Annotated in this window: 22 protein-coding genes; 14 read left to right on the top strand and 8 right to left on the bottom strand. The window is 70.2% G+C overall.

Annotated elements, in window-relative coordinates:
• Positions 1-4 precede the first annotated feature (4 nt).
• Complete coding sequence (locus AWQ70_RS10050) at positions 5-493, bottom strand: 2-thiouracil desulfurase family protein (protein ID WP_067173283.1); 489 nt, start codon at positions 491-493, stop codon at positions 5-7.
• 215 nt (positions 494-708) lie between these two features.
• Here AWQ70_RS10050 and AWQ70_RS10045 point away from each other — a divergent pair, with 215 nt between their 5' ends.
• The 6 genes from AWQ70_RS10045 (at position 709) to AWQ70_RS10020 (ending at position 4728) form a co-directional block, all read left to right on the top strand.
• Positions 709-1080, top strand: a complete 372-nt coding sequence (locus AWQ70_RS10045) for a hypothetical protein (protein WP_067173279.1) — start codon at positions 709-711, stop codon at positions 1078-1080.
• 3 nt (positions 1081-1083) lie between these two features.
• Positions 1084-1962, top strand: a complete 879-nt coding sequence (locus tag AWQ70_RS10040; protein ID WP_067173276.1) for a MarR family transcriptional regulator — start codon at positions 1084-1086, stop codon at positions 1960-1962.
• Positions 1963-2027: 65 nt separating this feature from the next.
• On the top strand, positions 2028-2366 hold the full coding sequence (locus AWQ70_RS10035; protein ID WP_245646885.1) for a roadblock/LC7 domain-containing protein: 339 nt from the start codon (positions 2028-2030) through the stop codon (positions 2364-2366).
• Between the two features lie 28 nt (positions 2367-2394).
• Positions 2395-2766, top strand: a complete 372-nt coding sequence (locus tag AWQ70_RS10030) for a hypothetical protein (protein ID WP_067173273.1) — start codon at positions 2395-2397, stop codon at positions 2764-2766.
• 97 nt (positions 2767-2863) lie between these two features.
• A complete protein-coding gene (locus tag AWQ70_RS10025) occupies positions 2864-4282 on the top strand; it encodes an MFS transporter (RefSeq protein WP_067173271.1) in 1419 nt (472 codons plus the stop codon).
• Positions 4279-4728: a MarR family winged helix-turn-helix transcriptional regulator gene (locus tag AWQ70_RS10020; RefSeq protein ID WP_245646883.1), complete on the top strand. Its 450-nt coding sequence runs from the start codon at positions 4279-4281 to the stop codon at positions 4726-4728. The genes AWQ70_RS10025 and AWQ70_RS10020 overlap by 4 nt, the downstream gene beginning before the upstream one ends.
• Here the strand turns inward: AWQ70_RS10020 and AWQ70_RS10015 are convergent.
• Positions 4725-5432: a type 1 glutamine amidotransferase gene (locus tag AWQ70_RS10015; protein ID WP_067173269.1), complete on the bottom strand. Its 708-nt coding sequence runs from the start codon at positions 5430-5432 to the stop codon at positions 4725-4727. The genes AWQ70_RS10020 and AWQ70_RS10015 overlap by 4 nt on opposite strands.
• Before the next feature lie 158 nt (positions 5433-5590).
• Positions 5591-6718 (bottom strand): YncE family protein, encoded by a 1128-nt coding sequence (locus AWQ70_RS10010; protein ID WP_245646881.1) that lies wholly within the window; start codon positions 6716-6718, stop codon positions 5591-5593.
• A gap of 460 nt (positions 6719-7178) precedes the next feature.
• On the opposite strand from AWQ70_RS10010, the gene AWQ70_RS10005 reads away from it, so the two are divergent.
• The gene (locus AWQ70_RS10005; RefSeq protein WP_157529979.1) at positions 7179-8030 is read left to right on the top strand and encodes a hypothetical protein; all 852 of its coding nucleotides are present in this window, start codon (positions 7179-7181) and stop codon (positions 8028-8030) included.
• Positions 8031-8583: 553 nt separating this feature from the next.
• On the opposite strand, the gene AWQ70_RS10000 is transcribed toward AWQ70_RS10005, so the two are convergent.
• The 3 genes from AWQ70_RS10000 to AWQ70_RS09990 all read right to left on the bottom strand — a co-directional run bounded on the left by AWQ70_RS10000 (position 8584) and on the right by AWQ70_RS09990 (position 11701).
• Positions 8584-8898 (bottom strand): hypothetical protein, encoded by a 315-nt coding sequence (locus tag AWQ70_RS10000; protein WP_067173259.1) that lies wholly within the window; start codon positions 8896-8898, stop codon positions 8584-8586.
• A gap of 190 nt (positions 8899-9088) precedes the next feature.
• Positions 9089-10336: a cytochrome P450 gene (locus tag AWQ70_RS09995; RefSeq protein WP_067173257.1), complete on the bottom strand. Its 1248-nt coding sequence runs from the start codon at positions 10334-10336 to the stop codon at positions 9089-9091.
• A gap of 27 nt (positions 10337-10363) precedes the next feature.
• A complete protein-coding gene (locus AWQ70_RS09990) occupies positions 10364-11701 on the bottom strand; it encodes a glutamine synthetase family protein (protein WP_067173254.1) in 1338 nt (445 codons plus the stop codon).
• A 179-nt stretch (positions 11702-11880) separates the two neighbouring features.
• Here AWQ70_RS09990 and AWQ70_RS09985 point away from each other — a divergent pair, with 179 nt between their 5' ends.
• On the top strand, positions 11881-12696 hold the full coding sequence (locus AWQ70_RS09985) for an acetoacetate decarboxylase family protein (protein ID WP_157529978.1): 816 nt from the start codon (positions 11881-11883) through the stop codon (positions 12694-12696).
• A gap of 72 nt (positions 12697-12768) precedes the next feature.
• Here AWQ70_RS09985 and AWQ70_RS09980 read toward each other — a convergent pair whose 3' ends face one another.
• Positions 12769-14253, bottom strand: a complete 1485-nt coding sequence (locus AWQ70_RS09980; RefSeq protein WP_067173246.1) for an APC family permease — start codon at positions 14251-14253, stop codon at positions 12769-12771.
• A gap of 178 nt (positions 14254-14431) precedes the next feature.
• On the opposite strand from AWQ70_RS09980, the gene AWQ70_RS09975 reads away from it, so the two are divergent.
• Positions 14432-15004 carry a MarR family winged helix-turn-helix transcriptional regulator gene (locus AWQ70_RS09975; protein WP_067173244.1) on the top strand — a complete coding sequence of 191 codons (573 nt, stop codon included), beginning with the start codon at positions 14432-14434 and terminating at the stop codon, positions 15002-15004.
• A gap of 89 nt (positions 15005-15093) precedes the next feature.
• Here the strand turns inward: AWQ70_RS09975 and AWQ70_RS09970 are convergent, their stop codons facing one another.
• Positions 15094-15792 carry a gamma-glutamyl-gamma-aminobutyrate hydrolase family protein gene (locus AWQ70_RS09970; protein ID WP_067173242.1) on the bottom strand — a complete coding sequence of 233 codons (699 nt, stop codon included), beginning with the start codon at positions 15790-15792 and terminating at the stop codon, positions 15094-15096.
• 104 nt (positions 15793-15896) lie between these two features.
• Between AWQ70_RS09970 and AWQ70_RS09965 the strand changes: the two genes are divergently transcribed.
• From AWQ70_RS09965 to AWQ70_RS09945, 5 genes are read left to right on the top strand one after another with little or no spacing between them, the layout of a single operon-like run.
• Positions 15897-17351: an aldehyde dehydrogenase gene (locus tag AWQ70_RS09965; protein ID WP_067173240.1), complete on the top strand. Its 1455-nt coding sequence runs from the start codon at positions 15897-15899 to the stop codon at positions 17349-17351.
• Positions 17344-18285, top strand: a complete 942-nt coding sequence (locus AWQ70_RS09960) for a DODA-type extradiol aromatic ring-opening family dioxygenase (protein ID WP_067173236.1) — start codon at positions 17344-17346, stop codon at positions 18283-18285. The genes AWQ70_RS09965 and AWQ70_RS09960 overlap by 8 nt, the downstream gene beginning before the upstream one ends.
• Complete coding sequence (locus tag AWQ70_RS09955) at positions 18285-19130, top strand: fumarylacetoacetate hydrolase family protein (protein ID WP_067173234.1); 846 nt, start codon at positions 18285-18287, stop codon at positions 19128-19130. Before AWQ70_RS09960 ends, AWQ70_RS09955 begins: the two co-directional genes overlap by 1 nt.
• Positions 19131-19150: 20 nt before the next feature.
• Complete coding sequence (locus AWQ70_RS09950; RefSeq protein WP_067173231.1) at positions 19151-19339, top strand: ferredoxin; 189 nt, start codon at positions 19151-19153, stop codon at positions 19337-19339.
• 5 nt (positions 19340-19344) lie between these two features.
• Entirely contained in the window at positions 19345-20535 is a 1191-nt protein-coding gene (locus AWQ70_RS09945) for an NAD(P)/FAD-dependent oxidoreductase (RefSeq protein WP_067173228.1), read from the top strand.
• Positions 20536-20540: the final 5 nt, after the last annotated feature.

The raw sequence follows: 20540 nt of genomic DNA, 5'->3' as shown, positions 1-20540 counted from the left end.
GCGGTCATCTCTCCCCGAGGTGGCGGGCCGCCCCGGCTATGTCGTCCTCGTTGAAGACGCGGATGCCATGCTGTTCGAGGAGCGCCGTGGTCACGCCCCGGCCTGGCGTGCTGTTCCCGGAGAACGTGCCGTCGTAGACGCGCAGCGAGCCGCACGACGGGCTGCCCTCCTTGAGGATCGCGACCCGGGCGCCGGCGGCCCGCGCCGCGTCGAGCGCCCGCCGCGCGCCCGCCACGAACGCCTCGGTCACGTCGTCGCCGTCCGGCGTCAGGATGCGCGCGGTCCCGGCGAGCACGGCGTCGCCGCCCGCGCCGCCCTCGATCTCCGCCGGCGGCCGGGGCACGGGAAGCCCGCCCGCCACTTCCGGGCAGAACGGGATGACTCTCCCTTCGGAGCTCCAGGCGGCGAGCAACTCGTCCTCGCTCGTCTTGGCGCCGCCGTCGTAACGCACCCGGCGGCCGAGGAGACACGCGCTGACCAGGACTCGTTCCATAACTCCTATTCTCCCCTACCCGTAACCCAAAATATCCGAACAATCTTCACAATCACCCGTAAATACAAGTCTTCTATGTGGTTGGTGATTTCTCCTCCTTGAATGGCTAATCCTTATAACTCACCTCTAATCGGGATTGATCGTTAGGGCTGCGCGCGCGGCGGCTTCTCTAGTGTTGGCCGGGCCGTACCGACGACCCGGCGAGGGAGTTGCGCGTGATCGGGATAGAGGACTGCCTTTCCGAGGCCATGACGATCCCCGGCGCCCTTGACGCGATCCTCGTGGACCACACGAGCGGCATGGCCGTCGCCGCCGAGGGGGTCCCGTATCCGGAGGGGTCGGCCGCCGGGCTGAGCGAGGCGTTCCGGGCCACGCTCGACGGCCTCGCCCTCTCGACGCCCGATGGAACGATCCGCATCGAGGACGTGATCGTCACCACGGACCGGGCGTACCACCTGATCAAGCCCATGGAGACGATGTTCGACGGCCCGCTGCTCATCTGCCTCCGGCTGGACCCCGACCGGGCGAACCTCGCGCTCGCCCTGCGCCGGCTCCAGGCCATCTCCCACCGGCTGATCGCCTCGTGACCCATGGCCATCGCGACCCTCGACTCCGTACTCGCCGGACTCGCGCAGGACAGGGCCACCGGCTCCCTCCGGATCGGCCGCGCCGGCACGATCTTCCTCACCCGGGGGCGGGTGTCGTACGCCGAGTGCACCGGCACGCCGGGAGTGGAGGAGCTGCTGACCGCCTCCGGGCGGATCAGCGCGGGCGCGGTCAGGAAGGCGCGCCAGGCCGCGGTCGCGCGGACCGAGCCGCCCAGCGGCGGGGACACGCTGGTCGGCGACGGTGTCCTCACCCGGGGCGAGTTGGAGTTCTGCGTCCTGGGAGCCACCCTCGACGCCTCGTTCTTCCTGCTCGAACCGGCGCTCGCCCCGGCGCCCGGCGCGGCCGTGCCCCGGTCCCGCTTCAGGGACGGGGAGCGGCACTGGCTCGGCACGCACTGGTTCTTCGACGTGCCCGGCCTCTTCCAAGAGTGCCGGCGGAGGAAGGCCCGATTGGACCGAGCATGGCCGTCGAGCGAACTCGACACGCAACCGGTGATCCCCGTCCGGCGCATCCCCGGCAGGCACGTGGTGCTGACCGCCCTGCAGTGGGAGGTGCTGCTCGGCGCGGACACCACCGCCACACCCGCGGAACTGGCCCGCCGCCTCGGGCGTCCCGCCTACTCGACCCTGCTCGCCGTACGGGAACTGGGCGCGGCGGGGCTGCTCGCGACGCGGGCCGACTCCGCCGGGCAGCCCCGCCCGGCGCTGCCGAAACGCGCGGAACGGTCCGGCCCGCGGGCCGAGCTGCGCCCCGGAGCCGGACGAGACGCCGCGCAGCCGCACCTGCCGCAGGTCAGCGCCGACCCCACCGACGTGAACCTGCTCATCAGGCTGCGTGACGCACTGGAGGCGCTGCAGTGATCACCTGGCTCAAGCGGGCCGGAAAGGGCATTTCGATGGATCTACGCGGCGAAATACACGGGGAGATGCTCCTCCTCAGGGAACGCGCGCCCGAGATCACCGGCACGCTCACCTGCACGGTGGACGGCATGCTCGTGGCGACCGACATCGCCGGCCACACCGAGCAGACGGCGGCGCTCTCCTCGGCGCTCCTCTCGATGGCCCGCAGGATGACCGACCTCGTCCAGGTCGGTGCCCTCGAGGAGACCCTCATCTCCGGCACGCGCGGGCACGCCGCCTGCTACGCCGCGGGTCCCAAGCTCGTCCTCGCCGTTCTCGCCGGGCCGGGGGCCAACCTCGGCCTGCTCCGGATCGAGGGCCGCAAAACGGCGGCCAAGCTCGCCGCCATCGTCGAACGCGCATAGCCGTTCCAGCAGAACAGGAGAGACAGCGATGACGAACATCGACATCTCGCTCAAGGAGATGATGGGCATCGACGGCGCCCTCGGCGCGTGCGTCGTGGACTACGGCAGCGGCATGGCCCTCGGCACCCTCGGCGGGTCCAAGGACCTCGACCTCCAGGTCGCGGCCGCGGGCAACACCGAGGTCGTCAAGGCCAAGCTCCGCACGATGGAGTCGCTCCAGCTCAAGGACGCCATCGAGGACATCCTCATCACCCTCGGCACGCAGTACCACATCATCCGCCCGGTCACCGGCCGCAGCGGCAAGGGCCTCTTCCTCTACCTGGCCCTCGATCGCAACAGGTCCAATCTCGCGATGGCCCGCCATCACCTCCGGGCCATCGAGGAGCGCCTGGAGATCTGAGCACCCCCGGGAGGCCGCCGGCGCGGGCGGCCTCCCGCGCGGGGGCGCGGTTGGGCATCCGCTCTTCGTTGGGCGTACCGTTGTAATAGTGCAACTAATGAATCGCCGCCGGCGGATCCTGGTGCTGCTCATCTGCTGCACCAGCCTGCTGATCGTGTCCCTCGACAACACGATCGTGAACGTGGCGCTCCCCTCCCTCGGACGCGACCTGCGCGCCCCCGTCTCCGGGCTGCAGTGGACGATCGACGCGTACACGCTCACGCTCGCCAGCCTGCTGATGTTGTCGGGCTCCACCGGCGACCGCGTCGGGCGGCGGCGCGTCTTCCAGATCGGGCTGCTCGTCTTCACCGCCGCCTCACTGCTGTGCAGCCTCGCCCCCAGTCTGGAATGGCTGATCGCGTTCCGCGCCCTCCAGGCGGTCGGCGGGTCGATGCTCAACCCCGTGGCGATGTCGATCATCACCAACACCTTCACCGACCCGCGCGAACGCGCCCAGGCGATCGGGGTGTGGGGCGGCGTCGTGGGCATCAGCATGGCGCTCGGCCCCGTCGTCGGCGGCCTCCTCACCGACAGCGTCGGCTGGCGGTCCATCTTCTGGATCAACGTGCCGATCGGCCTGGTCGCCGTGCTCCTCACCTGGAGGTTCGTCCCCGAGTCCAGGTCCGACAGGCCTCGCAGGACCGATCCCCTGGGTCAGGCGCTCGTCATCGTCCTGCTGGCCTCCCTGACGTACGGGATCATCGAGGGGCCCGGCCTGGGCTGGACGTCCGGCCTGACCATCGGGTGCTTCGCCGTCGCCCTGCTCTCCCTCGTCGGGCTGATCGTGTACGAGTCGCGCCGCGCGGAGCCGCTCATCGACGTGCGTTTCTTCCACAGCGCCCCGTTCTCGGGGGCGGCGGCCATCGCGGTGGCGGGCTTCGCCGGGCTCGGCACCTTCCTCTTCGTCAACACGCTCTATCTGCAGGACATCCGCGGCCTGTCCGCCCTGCACGCCGGGCTCTGCATGCTGCCCACCGCGCTGGCGACGCTGATCTTCGGGCCGCTCTCCGGGCGGCTGGTCGGCGCGCGCGGCCCCCGCATGTCGCTCCTCGCGGGCGGCGCCTGCATCGCCGTGGCCGGCGTACTGCTCGCGCAGGTCACCGTCACCACGCCCATCCCGGTCCTGCTGGCGATCTACCTGATCTTCGGCTTCGGCTTCGCGGTGGTCAACCCGCCGATCACCAACACCGCCGTCTCCGGGATGCCGCTTTCGCAGGCCGGGGTCGCCGCCGCCGTCGCCTCGACCAGCCGCCAGGTGGGGCAGTCGCTCGGAGTCGCCATCGCCGGGTCGGTGGTCGCCTCCGCCGTCCACATCCCCGACTTCACCCGGGCCAGCCACGTCGCCTGGTGGATCGTCGCCGCGTACGGCCTGCTCGTCCTGGTCCTCGCCCTCGTCAGCACCAGCGCCTGGGCCAGGGCCACCGCCGAACGGACCGCCGCGCGCCTGGCGTCGTACGAGCCGGTGAGGTCGCGATGAACGAGCTTCCTCCCATGGATCCGGTCGCGGAACGGCTCGATCAGAACGTGGCGGCGCGCGTGTGGCGGGGAATGCGCGGCCTGGTGCTCGACCGGTACGAGCGGCGCAAAGAGGTGTGCGACACGCTCGGCATGAGCTTCATCCGGGTGAAGGCCCTGCGCCTCGTCGCCGCGGAACCGCTGACGCTGCGGCGGCTCGCCGAGCGGCTCACCACAGACGCCCCGTACACCACGATCGTGGTCGCGGACCTGGAACGGCGCGGGCTGGTCGAGCGCGCTCCCCACCCGGACGACCGGCGAGCCAAGATCGTCTCGGTCACTCCCGAAGGCGTGCGCGCCGCCGACGTCGCCGAACGCATTCTCGGCGCGCCACCCCCGGCGCTGCTCGCGCTGGATCCCGCGGACCTCGACGCACTCGACCGTGTCATCGCCCGCCTTCTGGCCTAGGAACGTCCTTCCTTGACCAAGGTGGCGAAACGGGCGGCCACCTCACTCCAGGCGGCCCGCGAGAGCGGGTCGTCGCTCACGGCGGCGGCGTACAACTCGTCGAGGTCGAGACCCCGTCGGCGGGTGTACTCGACATCCCACTGCCGGATGCGTTCGGCCCCCACCTCGGGGTGGAACTGCACGCCCCAGGCGCGGTCGCCCAGCCGGAATGCCTGGTAGGGGCAACGTTCGGTCTCGGCCAGCCAGACCGCGCCCGGCGGCAGGGCCGTGATGGCGTCGATGTGGTTCTCGATCGCCGGGACGGCGGCGGGCAGCCCGCCGAAGAGCACGTCGTCCGCCGTCTCGGCCCTCATGGTGATGGACGTGCTGCCGTGCTCGGGTGCCCCGGCGTCGCCCTGGACCTTCCCGCCGCCGACCGAGGCCAGCATCTGCCCGCCGAGGCAGATGCCGAAGAACGGCACCGACCGGGCGAGGGCCTGCTCGACGAGGGCGCGGGTGGCCGGCAGCCAGGGCGCCTTCTCGTCCTCGTCCGGCAGGTAACCGCCGCCGAGCACGATCAGGCCGTCGTGCTCCAACCGCGACGGGAGGGCGGACCCGTCGAAGGCGGTGACCACGTCGACGGCGACCCCGGCGGCGTCCAGCCATTCCCCGAACCGCCCGGGACCCCCGTTCGTGTGGTTCTGTACGGCAAGCACACGCGGCATTTCCGGCATGAGGCCCGACTCTACCGCTCCCGCCGCCGGGGAACTCCCGATCGTCAGACACGCCCCAGCGGACCCGCCGTTCCGTGATGGCTCGTCTCCGGCGCCCGGACACCCACGCCGTCTTGTACGTGGTGCGTACCGGGCGCGCGGTCACGGGCTCAGGTCACGGTGAAGGTGAGCGGGCCGGCCAGGGTGGTGTAGCCGTCGTTGTACAAGTACCAGGCCGCGTAACGGCCCGGCCCGGGCACCCCGCCGGTGTCCAAGGTGACGCTGCCGGCGGCGTTGGGCGCGTACGCCCAGACGAAGGAATTCTTTTTCCCTATGGTTGCGCCGCCGTCGTCGGGGTAGACGCCGACCCAGTTCGTGCTCCTGACATTGCCCGGCACGGTGGAGTAGCGCACTTTGAGGGGCGCGCCCTTGACCACAGTGGGCGTGTCGGTGCGGAGGGGAACCCCCGGGCCGAACGCGACGCTGCACGGATTGGGACCGACGGCGACCGTGCCGGTCACCGTGTTGCCGGCCACGTTGATGACCGACAACGTGTGCTTCGAATAGTCGGGGACGTAGACGAACGTGCCGTCCGGGGAGACCGCCAGCGCGCCAGCGTCCCAGACCGGGATGGTGGCCACGACCTTGTTGCCGACGGAGTCGATCAATGACACCGGGCCCTCTTCACACCCGACGTAGACGCCCGCTCCGTCGGGGGTGACCGCCACACCGGTAGGGGGCGACCCCACCCCGATGGAGCGGCTGATCGTGTTGGTGGCGGTGTTGATGACGGACACGATTTGGGCTTCGTTGTCGGCCACGTACACACGGGTGCCGTCGGGGTGCACCGCCAATCCGTAGCAGCCACCGGTTGTGGGCACGACGGCGACAACCCTGTTGGTCGCCGTGTCGATCACCGACACGCCGTGCTCACTCCAATGGGAGACGTAGACGCGGCTGCCGTCGGGAGTGACGGCTATGCCCTGGTAACCGGCGACCGGAATCCTGGCGCTGACGGTGTTGGTCGCGGTGTCGATCACCGTAACCGACCCCGCACCCTGGCCGGTGACATACACCTTCCTCCCGTCGGGGGAGACGACGAGCGTTGTGCCAGGCGCCGCGACCGTGGCGGTGACCGTGTTGGTCGCCGTGTCGATCACCGACACGGAGCCGAGGTCGGGGTTGGCGGTGTAGGCGCGGGTGCCGTCCGGGCTGACCACGACGTCCGATGGACTGGACCAACCACTCCCAACAACCCGGATATTCGCAGTAGTGGCGCCCGTCGCGGTGTCGATCACCGATACCGTGCGGTTACCGCGGTTGGCAGTGTAGGCCAGCCCCCTGGGGCCCGTTGCCGCTATTGGAAACGCCATTGACTTCTTCGCCTTCCTCTACGCGTCCATGCAGTCCGGCACGCCGTCACGAATCCGGATCTGCATACAGAGCTACAACAAGGAAAACAACGACCGGCCATCGCAGACCACACCAAATCTGAGACAGTCGCACCAAAGCATACGTTGACGAATGGAAATGATCCACCGCTCCCTCACGGCGAAACCAACGACGGAACCGCACGCCGGCGCCTTCCGCTTTTAACGGTCGGCCCAAAATCATGCGAACGTCGGATTTTTCCTCAGATTTCACGAGTGCAGCGGATTCAACCCGCATTCCGAGCCGATTCCGTTACTTGACCGTTCTTAACGCGCGGCTCATACTCCGCGCAGGACTCGTCCCTCGGGAAATTAAAGGAGTGCCGCGATGACGGCCAGGAAACCGACCGTAATGCTGTCCATATCCGTATTGGCGCTCGCGGCCCTGGCGGCGCCCGCACCCCCGGGCTTCGCGCAGTCCATCGCGCCGACCACGGCCACTCCCGACGACCCGTCGCCCGATGACGGAACGGCAGTGGAGGATCCGGAGGACACGCTCGCCGATCTCACATTCGCGAACGGCGTGCGGGTCGTGTTCTCCCACAGCCCGTCCTCGGAAGATTACGGGCTCCTCCAGAAAGGACACGGAGGGCAGAACGCGCCGGTCGTGCCGCTTCCGCTGGACAACATGCTCGACGCCTACCTGGAGGTGACACCGCGGAGCCTGCCGGTTCCCCGGTTGTTGCTGGACGAGCCCCGAGACGACTCGACTCCGCCGCCGGACCTCCAGGGCCGAACGGTCACCGCCTCTCCCATCGTCGCCCGCCAGCTCGCGGTGCCCGGGTCCGCCTCCAGTGCCTCGGAGGCGCCCACATGCAATTCGGGATACTTCTGGCATCCGGACTGGAGCGATTCCGCCATACCCGGCAGGAAGCCCAAAGCGTACTATTCGGCGGACTTCGGCGGCAAAGAACGCTATACAAATAGTTTCGTGTACAACTGCACCCCTGCGGGGTCGCCGAGCTCCCTGAACGCAAGACACCGGATCTATTACATGAACGCCTTCGGCAACTACGTCAAACAGTACGACGGCCAGGTGCCGCCGGATGACTGGGAAGTGAAGACCAAGGGATCCGTAATGCGTTATCGGATGGTCGCGTACAGCGACGGCTGGAATTCGGACCCCACATGCGGCGGCGGCACCTGCAAATACCACCGGGAGGGCTTCTTCGGTTCCTGACGCGTCTGAATCAGGACCGAGCGGACGGAACGGCGGTGGCGTGCGCGTCCGCGGTCCGGCCGAGGACATCCCGCCCTTCGGAAGCGCTTCCTCCCGGGCGTGAACGCCCGGGGTTCCTCGCCAGATCACGCTGAACCGAGGCCGCGCCACAGCCGGAGGGGAATCAGCCGCGCGGGACTGGGAGCAGGACAAGGGGCGGCGGGGAAGCGGAGCGGAGGCGGGTGGGGCCTCCGGCGCGCGTAGGACCGTGCCCTGTACCACCGCGCCCGGAGCCGCGAAGCGGTTGCACCAGAGACCAGCTATCACGGCGCGCCGGAGCAGCCGCCCGCCGCAGCGCAGCGGTCATCATCCAGCAGAGCGAACCGGATACAGCTTCGATCCGCCGCTGCCACCATTTACGCCCGAGCAGCCGCCCGCCGCAGCGCAGCCGTCACCATCCAGCAGCGCGAACCACGCACGTCCCCCGCAGTCACGATTCCATTCCGTGGCAAGAACCGAGCACGCCGCGCGTAAAAGGGCCCGGGCCTCACGAAGAGGTCCGGGCCCGGGTGACTCAGCAGCCGTTCGTCACGTAGCAGCCCTTCACGTACCACTTGCCGCTGTAGTACGCGCTGCTGGTGACCTTGCTCGTGCCGCCCAGGGAGACCAGGGTGCCCGGTACGTAGGAGCAGGACGAGGTGGAGCAGAAGTAGCCGTAGACCCGGAAGTAGGTCTCAAGCCCGCTGGTGCACTTGACGCTCACCGAGTGGTCGCTGCTCGCGGTCTTGGAGCAGCTGCCCACCGCGGCGGCGGGGGAAGCGGTGCTGCCGACGAGGGCGGCAGCACCCAGAACGATGCCGGCGACGCTGGAAAGGATCTTTTTCGTCACGGGAACTCATGATCGCCCCCGGTGCCGACCTTTACAAGGGGGAGCATGATTTCCTGGCAGATCTCGTTCGGATCATGGCACGCCCCGGAGCATCGCACGCCCCGGACCTCGCACGCCCAGACCGTCGAGGCGCCCGGTCTCGGGCCGCGCTGTGCGAGCGACCGCCCCCTCCCCACCGCGCCGGTACGGATCAGGCCAGGGTGACGGTGACCGGGAGCTCCTTGATGCCGTTGACGAAGTTGGAGCGGACCCGGCGGACGTCGCCGGCGAGCTTGATGTCGGAGATGCGCGGCAGCAGCTCCTCGAACATGATCCGGATCTCCAGGCGGGCGAGCGCGTTGCCGAGGCAGAAGTGCGGGCTGCCCTTGCCGAAGGTGATGTGGTCGTTGTTCTGGCGGGTCACGTCGAAGGTGTAGGGCGACTCGAAGGCGCGCTCGTCCCTGTTGCCGGAGGCGAACCACATGACGACCTTGTCGCCTTCGGAGATCTTCTGCCCGTGCATCTCGACGTCCTGGGTCGCGGTGCGGCGGAAGTGGTAGACCGGGGAGGCCCAGCGCAGGAACTCCTCCACCGCGTTCGGCATGAGGGAGAGGTCCTGGCGGAGCTTCTCCGCCTGCTCGGGGTGCTCGATCAGGGCGCGCATCGTGTGGGAGATGGCGTGCCGGGTGGTCTCGTTGCCGGCGACCACGAGGAGCAGGAAGTAGTTGTCGAAGTCGGTCGGCGAGAGCGGCACGCCGTCGGCGGGGGTCTCGTTGACCAGCTTGCTGACGAGGTCGGTGCCGTCGCCGCCGCGGCGCTGCCTGGCCAGCTCGCGGCCGTACTCGAAGACCTCGATGGAGGCAGGGCTGCGGAAGGGGAGGTCGCGGTACTTCTCGCTCTCCTCGCTGTGCAGGAGGACGTCGGCGTAGTCGGGGTCGGTGTTGCCGATGATGCGGTTGCCCCAGTCGATAAGCTGCTGGGTGTCGTCGGCGGGCACGTCGAGCATCTTGGCCAGGACGTTGATCGGGAAGTCGGCGGCGACCTCCTTCACGAAGTCGAACGTGCCCTTGGCGAGCGCGGCGTCGAGGGTGCGGGCGGTGAGCCCGCGCAGGAAGACCTCGTACCCGGCGACGGCCCTGGGGGTGAACTCGCGCTGCAGGATGCGGCGGAGCACGCTGTGCCGGGGGCCGTCGGTCTCCAGGATGGAGCGCCGGATGGTGGCCTGCCGGTCGTCGACCTCCTCCAGGTTGGTGAACTTCGTGGAGGTGAAGGTGGCCGGGTCGCGGTCGACGCGGACGATGTCGGCGTGGCGGGTGACGGACCAGAAGCCGCTGCCGTGCTCGCCCTCGTCCTGCCAGTGAACCGGGGCCTGTTCGCGCAGCACGTCGAACATGCGCCACGGGGTGTCGCCGTCGAGAAACTTGTCGTTGTCCGCCAGGTCGACGTCTTCCAGGCGCATCGGATCCTCCAGAAAGGGTGGTGAGAACTACAGGTGGTAGGCGTACTCGCGGAACTCCCAGTCGGTGATGAACTGGGAGAAGCGCTCGACTTCGTTGCGCTTGTAGGCGAGGTAGGCGGTGATGAACTCCTTGCCGAGGACCTCGCCGAGGGCGGTGTCGGCGCTGAGGGCGTCCAGGGCGACGGGCAGCGACATGGGCAGGACGGGCGCCTTGGTGGTGTCGTAGCCGTAGCCGGAGAGGGGGGCGGGGGGTTCCACGCCGTCGCGGATGCCGAGGTAGACGGCGGCGAGCAGGCCGGCGATGCCGAGGTAGGGGTTGGCGGAGGCGTCGCCGAGCCGCACCTCGAGGCGGGCGCCGGCGCCGCGCTCCGGCGGGACGCGGAGCATGGCGCTGCGGTTGTCGAGGCCCCAGTCGATGAGCCAGGGGGCGAGCGTGTCGGGCCCGAACCGCTTGTACGAGTTGATCGTGGGGTTGAGCAGGGCGGCGAGCGCGGGCGCGTGCGCGAGGATCCCGCCGATGGCGTGCCTGGCGCGGTCCGACAGCCCGTACGCGCCCGAGGGGTCGTCGAAGATGTTGCGGCCGCTCTCGTCCATGCAGGAGATGTGGATGTGGAAGCCGGATCCGCCCTCGTCGTTGAACGGCTTGGCCATGAAGGTCGCCATCAGGCCGTCGCGGCGGGCGAGTTCCTTGATGGCGGATTTGAAGCGGAACGCCCGGTCGGCGGCGTCGACGGCCTCGGAGTGGTGCAGGTTGATCTCGAACTGGCCGCCGGAGAACTCGTGGTTGCCCATGGTGACGCCGAGTTCCATCCCGCGCAGGGTGCGCAGGGTGCGCAGCACGTGGGAGCCCTTGTCGCCCTTGGCGCCGACGACGTAGACGTTGCCGGGGGCGTCGTCGTAGCGCTTCCAGCCGTCGCCGTCGGGCTCCATGAGGAAGTACTCGAGCTCGGGGCCGACGACGCCGGTCAGTCCGAGCTCGGCCAGCCGGGCGGCGGCGGCGCGGACGACTTCGCGCGGCGACTCGGGGAAGGCCTCCCCTGTGGCGGGGTTGATCGCGTCGCCGAGACAGTAGGCGACGCCGGGCTCCCAGGCGAGCGGGACGAGCGTGGACAGGTCAGGACGGATCGAGATGTCGGGGAGGCCCGCGTCGAGTCCGCCGGGCACCGGGACGACGTCGGCCTGGGGCGAGGTGTAGTAGACGGCGCGGCAGAAGGCGACGCCGTTCTCGCACACGTCGGGAAGCCGCTCCACGAGCACGTCCTTGCCCCGGTCGGTGCCGATGAGGTCGGGATAGCCGATGCGGACGACGTCGACGCCCTGCTCCTTAAGGCGCTGAACGGTCCGTTCCGGGGACTCCGTGCTCACGTGGCCTCCTCGATAGTGCCAGGACGTGGGGGGTTCATTTGGACGCAAACAATACGCCCCAATTGGTGGGACAACAAGAGCCCATCAATCGAAGATATCCGGGGGCCATGGGTGACAACCCGCAGCTCAGCACATATCGTATGGATCCAAATGAACTGCTCTGCCCCCAAGGAGGCGCCGTGGCCAAGCTGCGCGGTTTCTACACGCCCAAGACGGTGACCGGCCGGTCCTCGCTGGTTCCGAGCCCGCCCTGGTACTACTCGGGCGACCTGCTGACCGTGGAGTATCGGACCGATCCCGCCAAGGTGGCCGCGCTGCTCCCCGAGTCGCTCTCGCTCGCGGAGGAGGACCCGGGCGCGGTGGCGGTGATCTGGGCGGACTGGCAGTCGTGCTCCGGCGGGCGGGAGGAGCTGCTCGACCCCGTCCGGTCGCAGTACAAGGAGTGCTTCGTCGTGGTGCGCTGCTCCTACGAGGGGCGGACGTACTCCCGCTGCGTCTACATCTGGGTGGACAAGGACTTCGCCATCGCGCGGGGCGTGCACCAGGGCTACCCCAAGAAGCTGGGCTCGATCCACATGACCCGGCCGCACCCGTTCGGCCAGGCAGCGCCGCAGATCGGCGAGGGAGGCCTCTTCGGCGCCACCCTCGCCGCCGCCGACCGGCGCCTCGCCCAGGCCGTCGTACGACTCCGCGAGCCGAGTGAGACGAACGGCTTCGTCAACGGCCACCCGATGGCGCACAACCGCTGGCTGCCGTCGATCGAGCCGGGCAAGGGACTGGCCCTGGACGAGCTGATCGTCACCGGCGGCGCGTCCTTCGAGGGCGGCCAGGCGTGGACCGGCGACGCGGAGATCGAGCTGTTCGACGCGCCGACGGAGGAGCTGGCCGACCTCACCCCGGACGAGATCATCGGCGGCTACTACCGCCAGGTCGGGGTCGTCTGGAACGGCGGCACCCTGCTGGAGTCGGGCGCCTCGGGCGCCCTCGCCGAGTAGCGGCCGGACGAGGAAGCGGGCCAAAGAAGAAGGGAGGGCCGGGTGAACCCCGGCCCTCCCTCTTTCTTGCCCTCAGGCCCCGTCCGCCGGGATGGCGCCGTGGCCGATCCGGGCGTACGTCTCGGGGTCGGCGGCCTTGATGCGCAGGCCGTAGCCGACTCCGACGAGACCGGCGAGCAGGACGAGGCCGGGGATCAGCCAGTTGAGCACGGAGTCCGGCGGGGTGCCGAGCAGGGCGTTGAAGTTGACGACGGCGAGCACGAGGATGACCGCCAGCGCCGCGCCGGCGAGCGTGGGGGCGATGACGCGGCTGAAGCCGTTCTCCCCGCGCGTGTCACGGCGGAAGAACCCGAGGACCGACACCGAGGTGACCACCAGCAGCAGGATCACGCCGAGCGCGCCGAGGTTGGTGAACCAGTTGAACAGCGTGCCGGTCGGGTCGCCGCCGAGGACGCCGAACCCGAGCACGACCACGAACGCGATGGCCGTTTGGGAGAGGGAGCCGACGTACGGGGAGCCGTGGCGGGGGTGGGAGTCGCCGAGGCGGGACGGGAGGACACCCTCGCGGCCGAGGGCGAAGAAGTAGCGGGCCACCGCGTTGTGGAAGGACAGCAGGGCGGCGAACACCGCGGTGACCATGAAGACGTTGGCCAGCGTGGAGAAGGCGGAGCCGAGGGTCGCCTCGCCGAGGATGAAGACGAGGTCGGTGCCGTTCTTCGCGGACTCGTCGACGATCTTGTCGACGCCGGTGCCCATGGACATCGCCCACGCGGTGAAGGCGTAGAAGACGCCGATCAGGGCGACGGCGATGTAGGTGGCACGGCTGACGGTGCGGCGGGGGTCGCGGCACTCCTCGCTGTAGATGGCACCGGACTCGAAGCCCATGAACGAGGCCATCACCCAGCAGAAGCCGGCGCCGACGGCGCCGGTGGTGACGGCGCTCCAGGTGAACGGCTCGGCGCTCAGGCCGGAGGGGGCGTTCCCGACCTGGGCGATGTCGAAGACCAGGACGGTGAGCCCCTCGCAGACCAGCAGGACGGCGAGGACCTTGGCGTTCAGGTCGATCCGGCGATAGCCGAGGAAGGCGATCAGCGCGAGGGCGACCAGCGAGCACACCCACCAGGGCACGTCCACGCCCAGGTGCGCGGAGACCAGCCCGCCGGCGGCCGCGCCGAACAGCCCGTACAGGCCGACCTGCATCGCGTTGTACGCGACGAGGGCGACGAACGAGGCGCCGACGCCGGTCACCCGGCCGAGTCCCTGGGCGATGTAGGAGTAGAACGCGCCCGCGTTGGAGATGTGCCGGCTCATCGCGGCGTAACCGGCGGAGAACACGGCGAGCACGGCCGCGAGGATCAGGTAGATGAGCGGGACCCCGGTCACCCCGGTGGTGCCGTAGCTCATCGGAAGGCCGCCCGCGGCGACGGTCAGCGGCGACGAGGCCGCCACCACGAAGAAGACGATGTCCGGTACGCCGATCCGCCGGCGGGAGAGGGTGTGCGTCGCGGATTGATCAGCGGCTGACAGCCGTCCAGTGGCGATCGCCTCATCGGCCATGGCAACCTTCCAATGTGGGGTGGAGCGGGGTGATTCCTTCGTGATCCGCCCGCTCACGAGTGCGACCACAGGACTTCACGAGAAACGCTAGATCGTTTGTATGCGTACGACCTGCTGTTTCGCGGATCGTACGTGTACAAATGAACCTGACGCAAGAGTTGACATGAAAGGAGCCGGGGTGCCCGCGCACTATTCGCTCTCGGAGACCGAGGAGGCGGTGAAGCGCCGCTTGGGCCCCATTCCGGTCCGCCGTGAGGCGCTCGCCGCGGTCTCCAACCTCTATCGCGCGGCCGCCGCCGTCCGGCAGCACCTGGAGAACTCGGCGCTGCGTTCCGCCGACCTGACCTGGAGCGCGTTCGTCGTGCTGTGGGTGGTGTGGATCTGGGAGGAGATCGAGACCCGGCACGCGGCCGCCGAGGCGGGCATCTCCAAGGGCACCCTCACGGGCATCATCAAGACCCTGGAGTCGCGCGGCCTGGCGGTGCGCCGCCAGCACCCCGACGACGGCCGGCTGGCGCTGCTGCGGCTCACCCCCGAGGGGCTCGCGCTGATGGAGAAGCTGTTCCCCGCCTTCAACGACGAGGAGTCGTTCGTGGTCGGCGCGCTGGACGACGAGGAGTCCCTGCACCTCGCCGACACGCTGCGCCGGATCATCACGCATCTGGAGGAGCACGGCGAGGAGCGCAGGGAGAACCTGCGACGGGAGTCCCCCGCGCCGCCGCGCCGCGGGGGACGCCGCCGGTCGAGCTGAGCCGGTCAGGCCGGGCCGGTCAAGCTGAGCCGGTCAAGCTGAGCGGGTCAGACTGAGCGGGTCGAGCCGGGCCGGTCAGAGCGAGCCGCTCAGGCCGACCTCGCCGCCTCGACCAGCGCGTCGAAGATCCGCTGGTTGACCGGGTCGGTCGCCGCGGTGTCCTCGGGGTGCCACTGGACGCCGAGGAACCAGCCGGCGCCCGCGGTGAGCTCCGCCGCTTCGATCGTGCCGTCCTCGGCGTGCGCGACGGCCGCCAGGCCCTCTCCCAGCGACGACGCGCACTGGTGGTGGTAGCAGGACGCCTCGACCTTCTCCCCGCCGGTCACCCCGGCCAGCAGCGTGCCGGGCCGTACGCGCACGGGGTGGACGACGTGGCGGTGGTCGGGCTCCATGTGCTGGAGCAGCCGCCCGCCGAGCGCGACGTTGACCACCTGGAGCCCCCGGCAGACGGCGAGGGTGGGCAGCCCGGCGCGCAGCGCGTGCCGCGCCGCCGCGAGGTCGAAGGCGTCCTGCTCGGCGTCCACGTCGTAGACACTCTCGTGCGCCGCGTCCTCGCCGTACGCGGAGGGGGCGAGGTCGCCCCCGCCGGGGAGCAGCAGGCCGTCCGCGACGGCCAGCCGGTCGGCCGCCTCGTCCGCGCCGACGGGATGCATGAGGAAGGGCTCGCCACCGGCGCGGTGGACGGCGTCGGCGAGCGCTCGGGCGGTGACCACCGCCGAGTAGCGGAGCGCGGACGTTGTCGCGGCGAACCGCGAGGGGATCGCGATGATCGGCCGGCGGTCGGGCATCCCAGCCTCCTTCAAGGTTGTTTGACTCCAAACGATACCGTCATATTGACTGCTCAGCAGAGGGCGACCTAAATTGTTTGGAACCAAACGACTTGGAGGAGCGGATGGCCACTGTCGGGGATGTCACGATTCAGGAGGATCACTGGATCGGGGGCGAACGAGTCTCCTCACCTGAGAAGTTCGACGACGTATCGCCGATCGACGGACAGGTGATCGCGCGCGTCGCACGCGGCGGCGCGAAGGAGGCGGACGAGGCGGTCCGCGCCGCGACCAAAGCGTTCCCCGCGTGGGCGCGCACGAGCCGTGAGGAGCGGGCGCGTCTGCTGCACGCGATCGCCGACGGAGTCGAGAAGCGGCTGGACCAGCTCGCGATCGTGGAGACGACCGACAACGGCGCTCTGCTGCGTTCGCACCTGCGTGGCGTGATGCCCCGTGTGGCGCACAACTTCCGCTTCTTCGCCGACTGGCTGCTCAAGCTCGGGCACGACGACTTCGAGACCCGCGGGCACCGCAACCACGTCTCCTGGGACCCGGCCGGCGTCTGCGCCCTGATCACCCCGTGGAACGCGCCGCTCATGCTGGCCACCTGGAAGATCGCCCCCGCCCTCGCGGCCGGCGACACGGTCGTCCTCAAGCCGGCCGAGTGGTCGCCGCTCACCGCGTCGCTGCTCGCCGAGATCACGGTCGAGGCCGGGCTGCCCGACGGCGTCTTCAACGTCGTCCAGGGGTACGGCGAGGAGGTCGGCGCGCCGCTGGTCGCCCACCCCGACGTGCGCCGGATCAGCTTCACCGGCTCGGTGCCGACCGCCCGGCACATCGCCCGCGCGGCGGCGGCCAACCTGACCCCGCTGTCCCTGGAGCTCGGCGGCAAGTCCCCGCTGATCGTCTTCGCCGACGCCGACCTCGACCTGGCCGTGGACCTCGCGGTCGAGCAGTACGACAACGCCGGGCAGGTCTGCCTGGCCGGGACCCGGCTGCTGGTCGAGGAGAGCGTCGCCGCCGAGTTCACCGAGCGTTTCGTCGCCAAGGCGAGCCGCCTGCGCCAGGGCGACCCGCGCGACCTCGCCACCGACATCGGCCCCAACATCCACCGCGAGCACTTCGAGCGGGTCGACGGGTTCGTCCGGCGCGCGATCGCGGCCGGGGCCACCCCCGTCATCGGCGGCGGCCCCAACACCGACCTCGGCGGGCTGTACTACCGGCCGACGCTGTTCACCGGCGTCGCCCCGGACAGCGAGATCGTCAACGAGGAGGTCTTCGGGCCGGTCCTCACGCTCCAGACGTTCCGCACCGAGGACGAGGCCGTCGAGATGGCCAACTCCACCAGGTTCGGCCTGTCCGCCACCCTCGCCACCGGCTCCCGCGAGCGGGCCGACCGGGTCACCGAGCGGCTGGTCGCCGGCACCGTCTGGGTCAACTGCTTCTTCGTCCGCGACCTCCAGGCCCCGTTCGGCGGCTCCCGCCAGTCCGGCGTCGGCCGTGAGGGCGGCGACTGGAGCTTCGACTTCTACTGCGACGTCAAGAACACCGTCACCGCGCCGGGAGGCTGGAATGGGTGAAATCGTCGGCGCGGGCATCCTCGCCCACGCCCCGACGGTCATGCTGCCCCTGGAGATCCGCAAGGAGCTCAACGAGGGCAAGGAGATCAGCATCGTCCCCGGGCTGCGCCGCCTGCGCGAGGAGGTCTTCGACACGGTCGACTACGACACCGTGATCGTCTTCGACTCCCACTGGGCGACCACGTTCGAGTTCGTGGTGACCGCGCAGGACCGCCGCTCCGGCCTCTTCACCTCCGAGGAGCTGCCGCGCGGCATGTGCCGGATCCCGTACGACTTCCCCGGCGACCCCGAGCTGGCCCGCCTGATCGCGTCGTACCAGGACAAGCACGCCACCTGGATCACCGCCATCGACGACCACCACCTGCCGATCTTCTACGCGACCGTCAACCTGTGGAAGTACCTCGGCCGGCCGGACAAGCGGTGGATCACCATCGGCATGTGCCAGACCGCCGAGACCGAGGACAACCTGCGGCTCGGCCGCGCGGTCGGCGAGGCCGTCGCGGCGAGCGACCGCAAGGTGCTGCTGATCGCCTCCGGCGCGCTCTCGCACATGTTCTGGCCGCTGCGCCACGTGCGCGCCCACGAGTCGAGCGACCCCCGGCACGTCCGCACCCCCGAGGCGCGGGCCGCCGACGAGGAGCGCATCGCGTGGATGCTCGCGGGCGACCACGCCCGCGTGCTCGACACGATGGAGGACTTCTACCGCTTCAAGCCGGAGGCGCGGTTCGGCCACTACCTGATGATGGCCGGGGCCCTCGGCGAGCACGACCTCACCGCGCCCGGCCGGCAGTACAGCGACTACGAGAACGCCACGGGCACCGGCCAGGTGCACATCTGGTTCGACCGGCCGGAGGGCGGCTTCGCCGCTCCCCGGGCGACCGACAGCTCGGGCGACCCGTACCCGTACCCGTTCACCCTCGAAGGGACCCGTTGATGCCCGAGTACCGCAGGATCCTCCTGGACGGCGCCGCCACCCAGGTGCGCCGCGAGGGTGACGAGCTGGTCAGCGCCGACGGCCGCGTGGTGGGCGTCGAGGACGCCGTCCACCTGCCGCCGAGCGTGCCCAGCAAGATCATCGCCGTGCACCTGAACCACCGCAGCCGGGTCGAGGAGTTCATGACCTCGCTGCCCCCGGCGCCGACGTACTTCCACAAGCCGACCTCGGCGCTGAACGGGCACAAGGGCGCGATCGTCCGCCCCGAGCGGTGCAAGTACCTCAACTACGAGGGCGAGGTGGCGATCGTCATCGGCCGCACCGCGCGCAACATCTCGCCGCAGGAGGCCGGGGACTACATCGCCGGCTACACCGTGGGCAACGACTACGGCCTGCACGACTTCCGCGACACCGACGCCGGCTCGATGCTGCGGGTCAAGGGCTCCGACACGCTCTGCCCGCTCGGCCCCGGCCTCGTCACCGACTGGGACTTCCGCGGCAAGCGGCTGCGCACGTACGTGAACGGCGAGGTCGCGCAGGACGGCTCCACCGACGAGATGGAGTGGGACATGCACTACCTCGTCGCCGACATCGCCCGCACGATCACGCTCTACCCCGGCGACGTGCTGCTGTCGGGCACCCCGGCCAACTCGCGGCCGGTCCAGCCGGGCGACGTGGTCGACGTCGAGGTCGAGGGCCTCGGCACGCTGCGCAACCACATCGTCCAGGGGCCCGCCCCGATCCGCGAGGACTGCGGCGCCCAGCCGACCGAGTCGGAGGAGGTCATCTCGACCACCTTCGGCGGCGACTGGGAGTTCCGGGGCATCCGCGCCCCGAAGCGTTAACCATCACAAGGAGTCTCACCATGAAGGTCATCGTCGACATGGACGTCTGCAAGGACCACGGGCAGTGCGTCTTCTCCGCCCCCGAGGTCTTCCAGATCAACGAGAACGGCCGGCTCGTCTACGAGGCCGAGCCCGACGAGTCGCTGCGCGACGCCGTCGAGGAGGCCGCCGACGTCTGCCCGCTCCAGGCCATCACGATCGAGGGCTGAGCACGATGACCCGGCGCATCCTGATCGCGGGCGCTTCGATGGGCGGCCTGCGCGCGGCCGAGCGGCTGCGCGCCTCCGGATTCATGGGAGAAATCGTCGCCGTCGGCGACGAGACCCACATGCCGTACAACCGGCCGCCGCTCTCCAAGGAGGCCCTCGCCTCCGAGGTGACCCATGAGGCGGTCGCGTTCCGGCTGCGCCCGGCCGTCGCGGACGTGACCTGGCGGCTCGGCGTCCCGATCGCCTCCGCCGACCTGAGCGCGGGAGCCGTACGGCTGGCCGACGGCGCCGAGCTGGCCTACGACGGCCTGGTGGTCGCGACCGGGATGCGGCCGCGGCGGCTGCCCACGCCCGGCCCCGCCCGGGGCAGGCACGTGGTGCGCACCCTCGAGGACGCCCGCGCGCTGCGCGGCGAGCTGGGCCCGGACGCCCGGGTCCTGGTGATCGGGGCCGGGTTCATCGGCTGCGAGGTCGCCGCGACGGCGCGGCTCCTCGGCGCCGACGTGACCGTGGTCGCGCCCGAGGCGGTGCCGATGCGCCGCCCCCTCGGGGACGACCTCGGGGCCGCGCTCCAGCGCCGGCACGAGGAGCGGGGCGTGCGGTTCCTGCTGGGCCGCACCGTCGCGGCCTTCCTCGGCGAGGACCGGATCACCGGGGCCGAACTGTCCGACGGCACCCGCCTCGACGCCGACGTCGTCGTCGAGGCGGTCGGCTCCGCCTCCAACACCGAGTGGCTGGGCGGCAACGACCTCGACCTGTCCGACGGCGTCCTGTGCGACAACGCGCTGCGCGTCGAGGGGCGGGCCGGCGTGGTGGCGGTGGGCGACGTGGCCCGCTTCCCCAACCCGCGCTACGACGGCGTGGCGCGGCGGGTCGAGCACTGGAGCATCCCGACCGACACGGCCAAGCGGGCCGCCGTGACGCTGCTGTCCGACCTCGGCCTGTGCGCGTGCGACGAGACGCCGTTCGCGCCGCTGCCCACCTTCTGGAGCGACCAGTACGACCTGCGGATCCAGTCGTTCGGCGCCCCGGCGCTCGGCGCGGGCGACATCCGGGTCCTCGAAGGCGACCTCGACGGTGAGGTCGTCGTCGGCTACCACGACGGCGGCGCGCTCGTCGGCGTCGTGCTGATCGGCCTGCCGACCGCCGTCGTGCGCTACCGCGCCGAGCTGATGCGCGCCCCCGTGGCCGCCTGACGCCC

Origin of the sequence: Microtetraspora niveoalba (assembly GCF_001570405.1) — a bacterium.
In the GTDB taxonomy this organism is placed as follows: Bacteria; Actinomycetota; Actinomycetes; order Streptosporangiales; family Streptosporangiaceae; genus Microtetraspora; species Microtetraspora niveoalba.
This window is presented reverse-complemented; position numbering and strand designations above follow the sequence as displayed.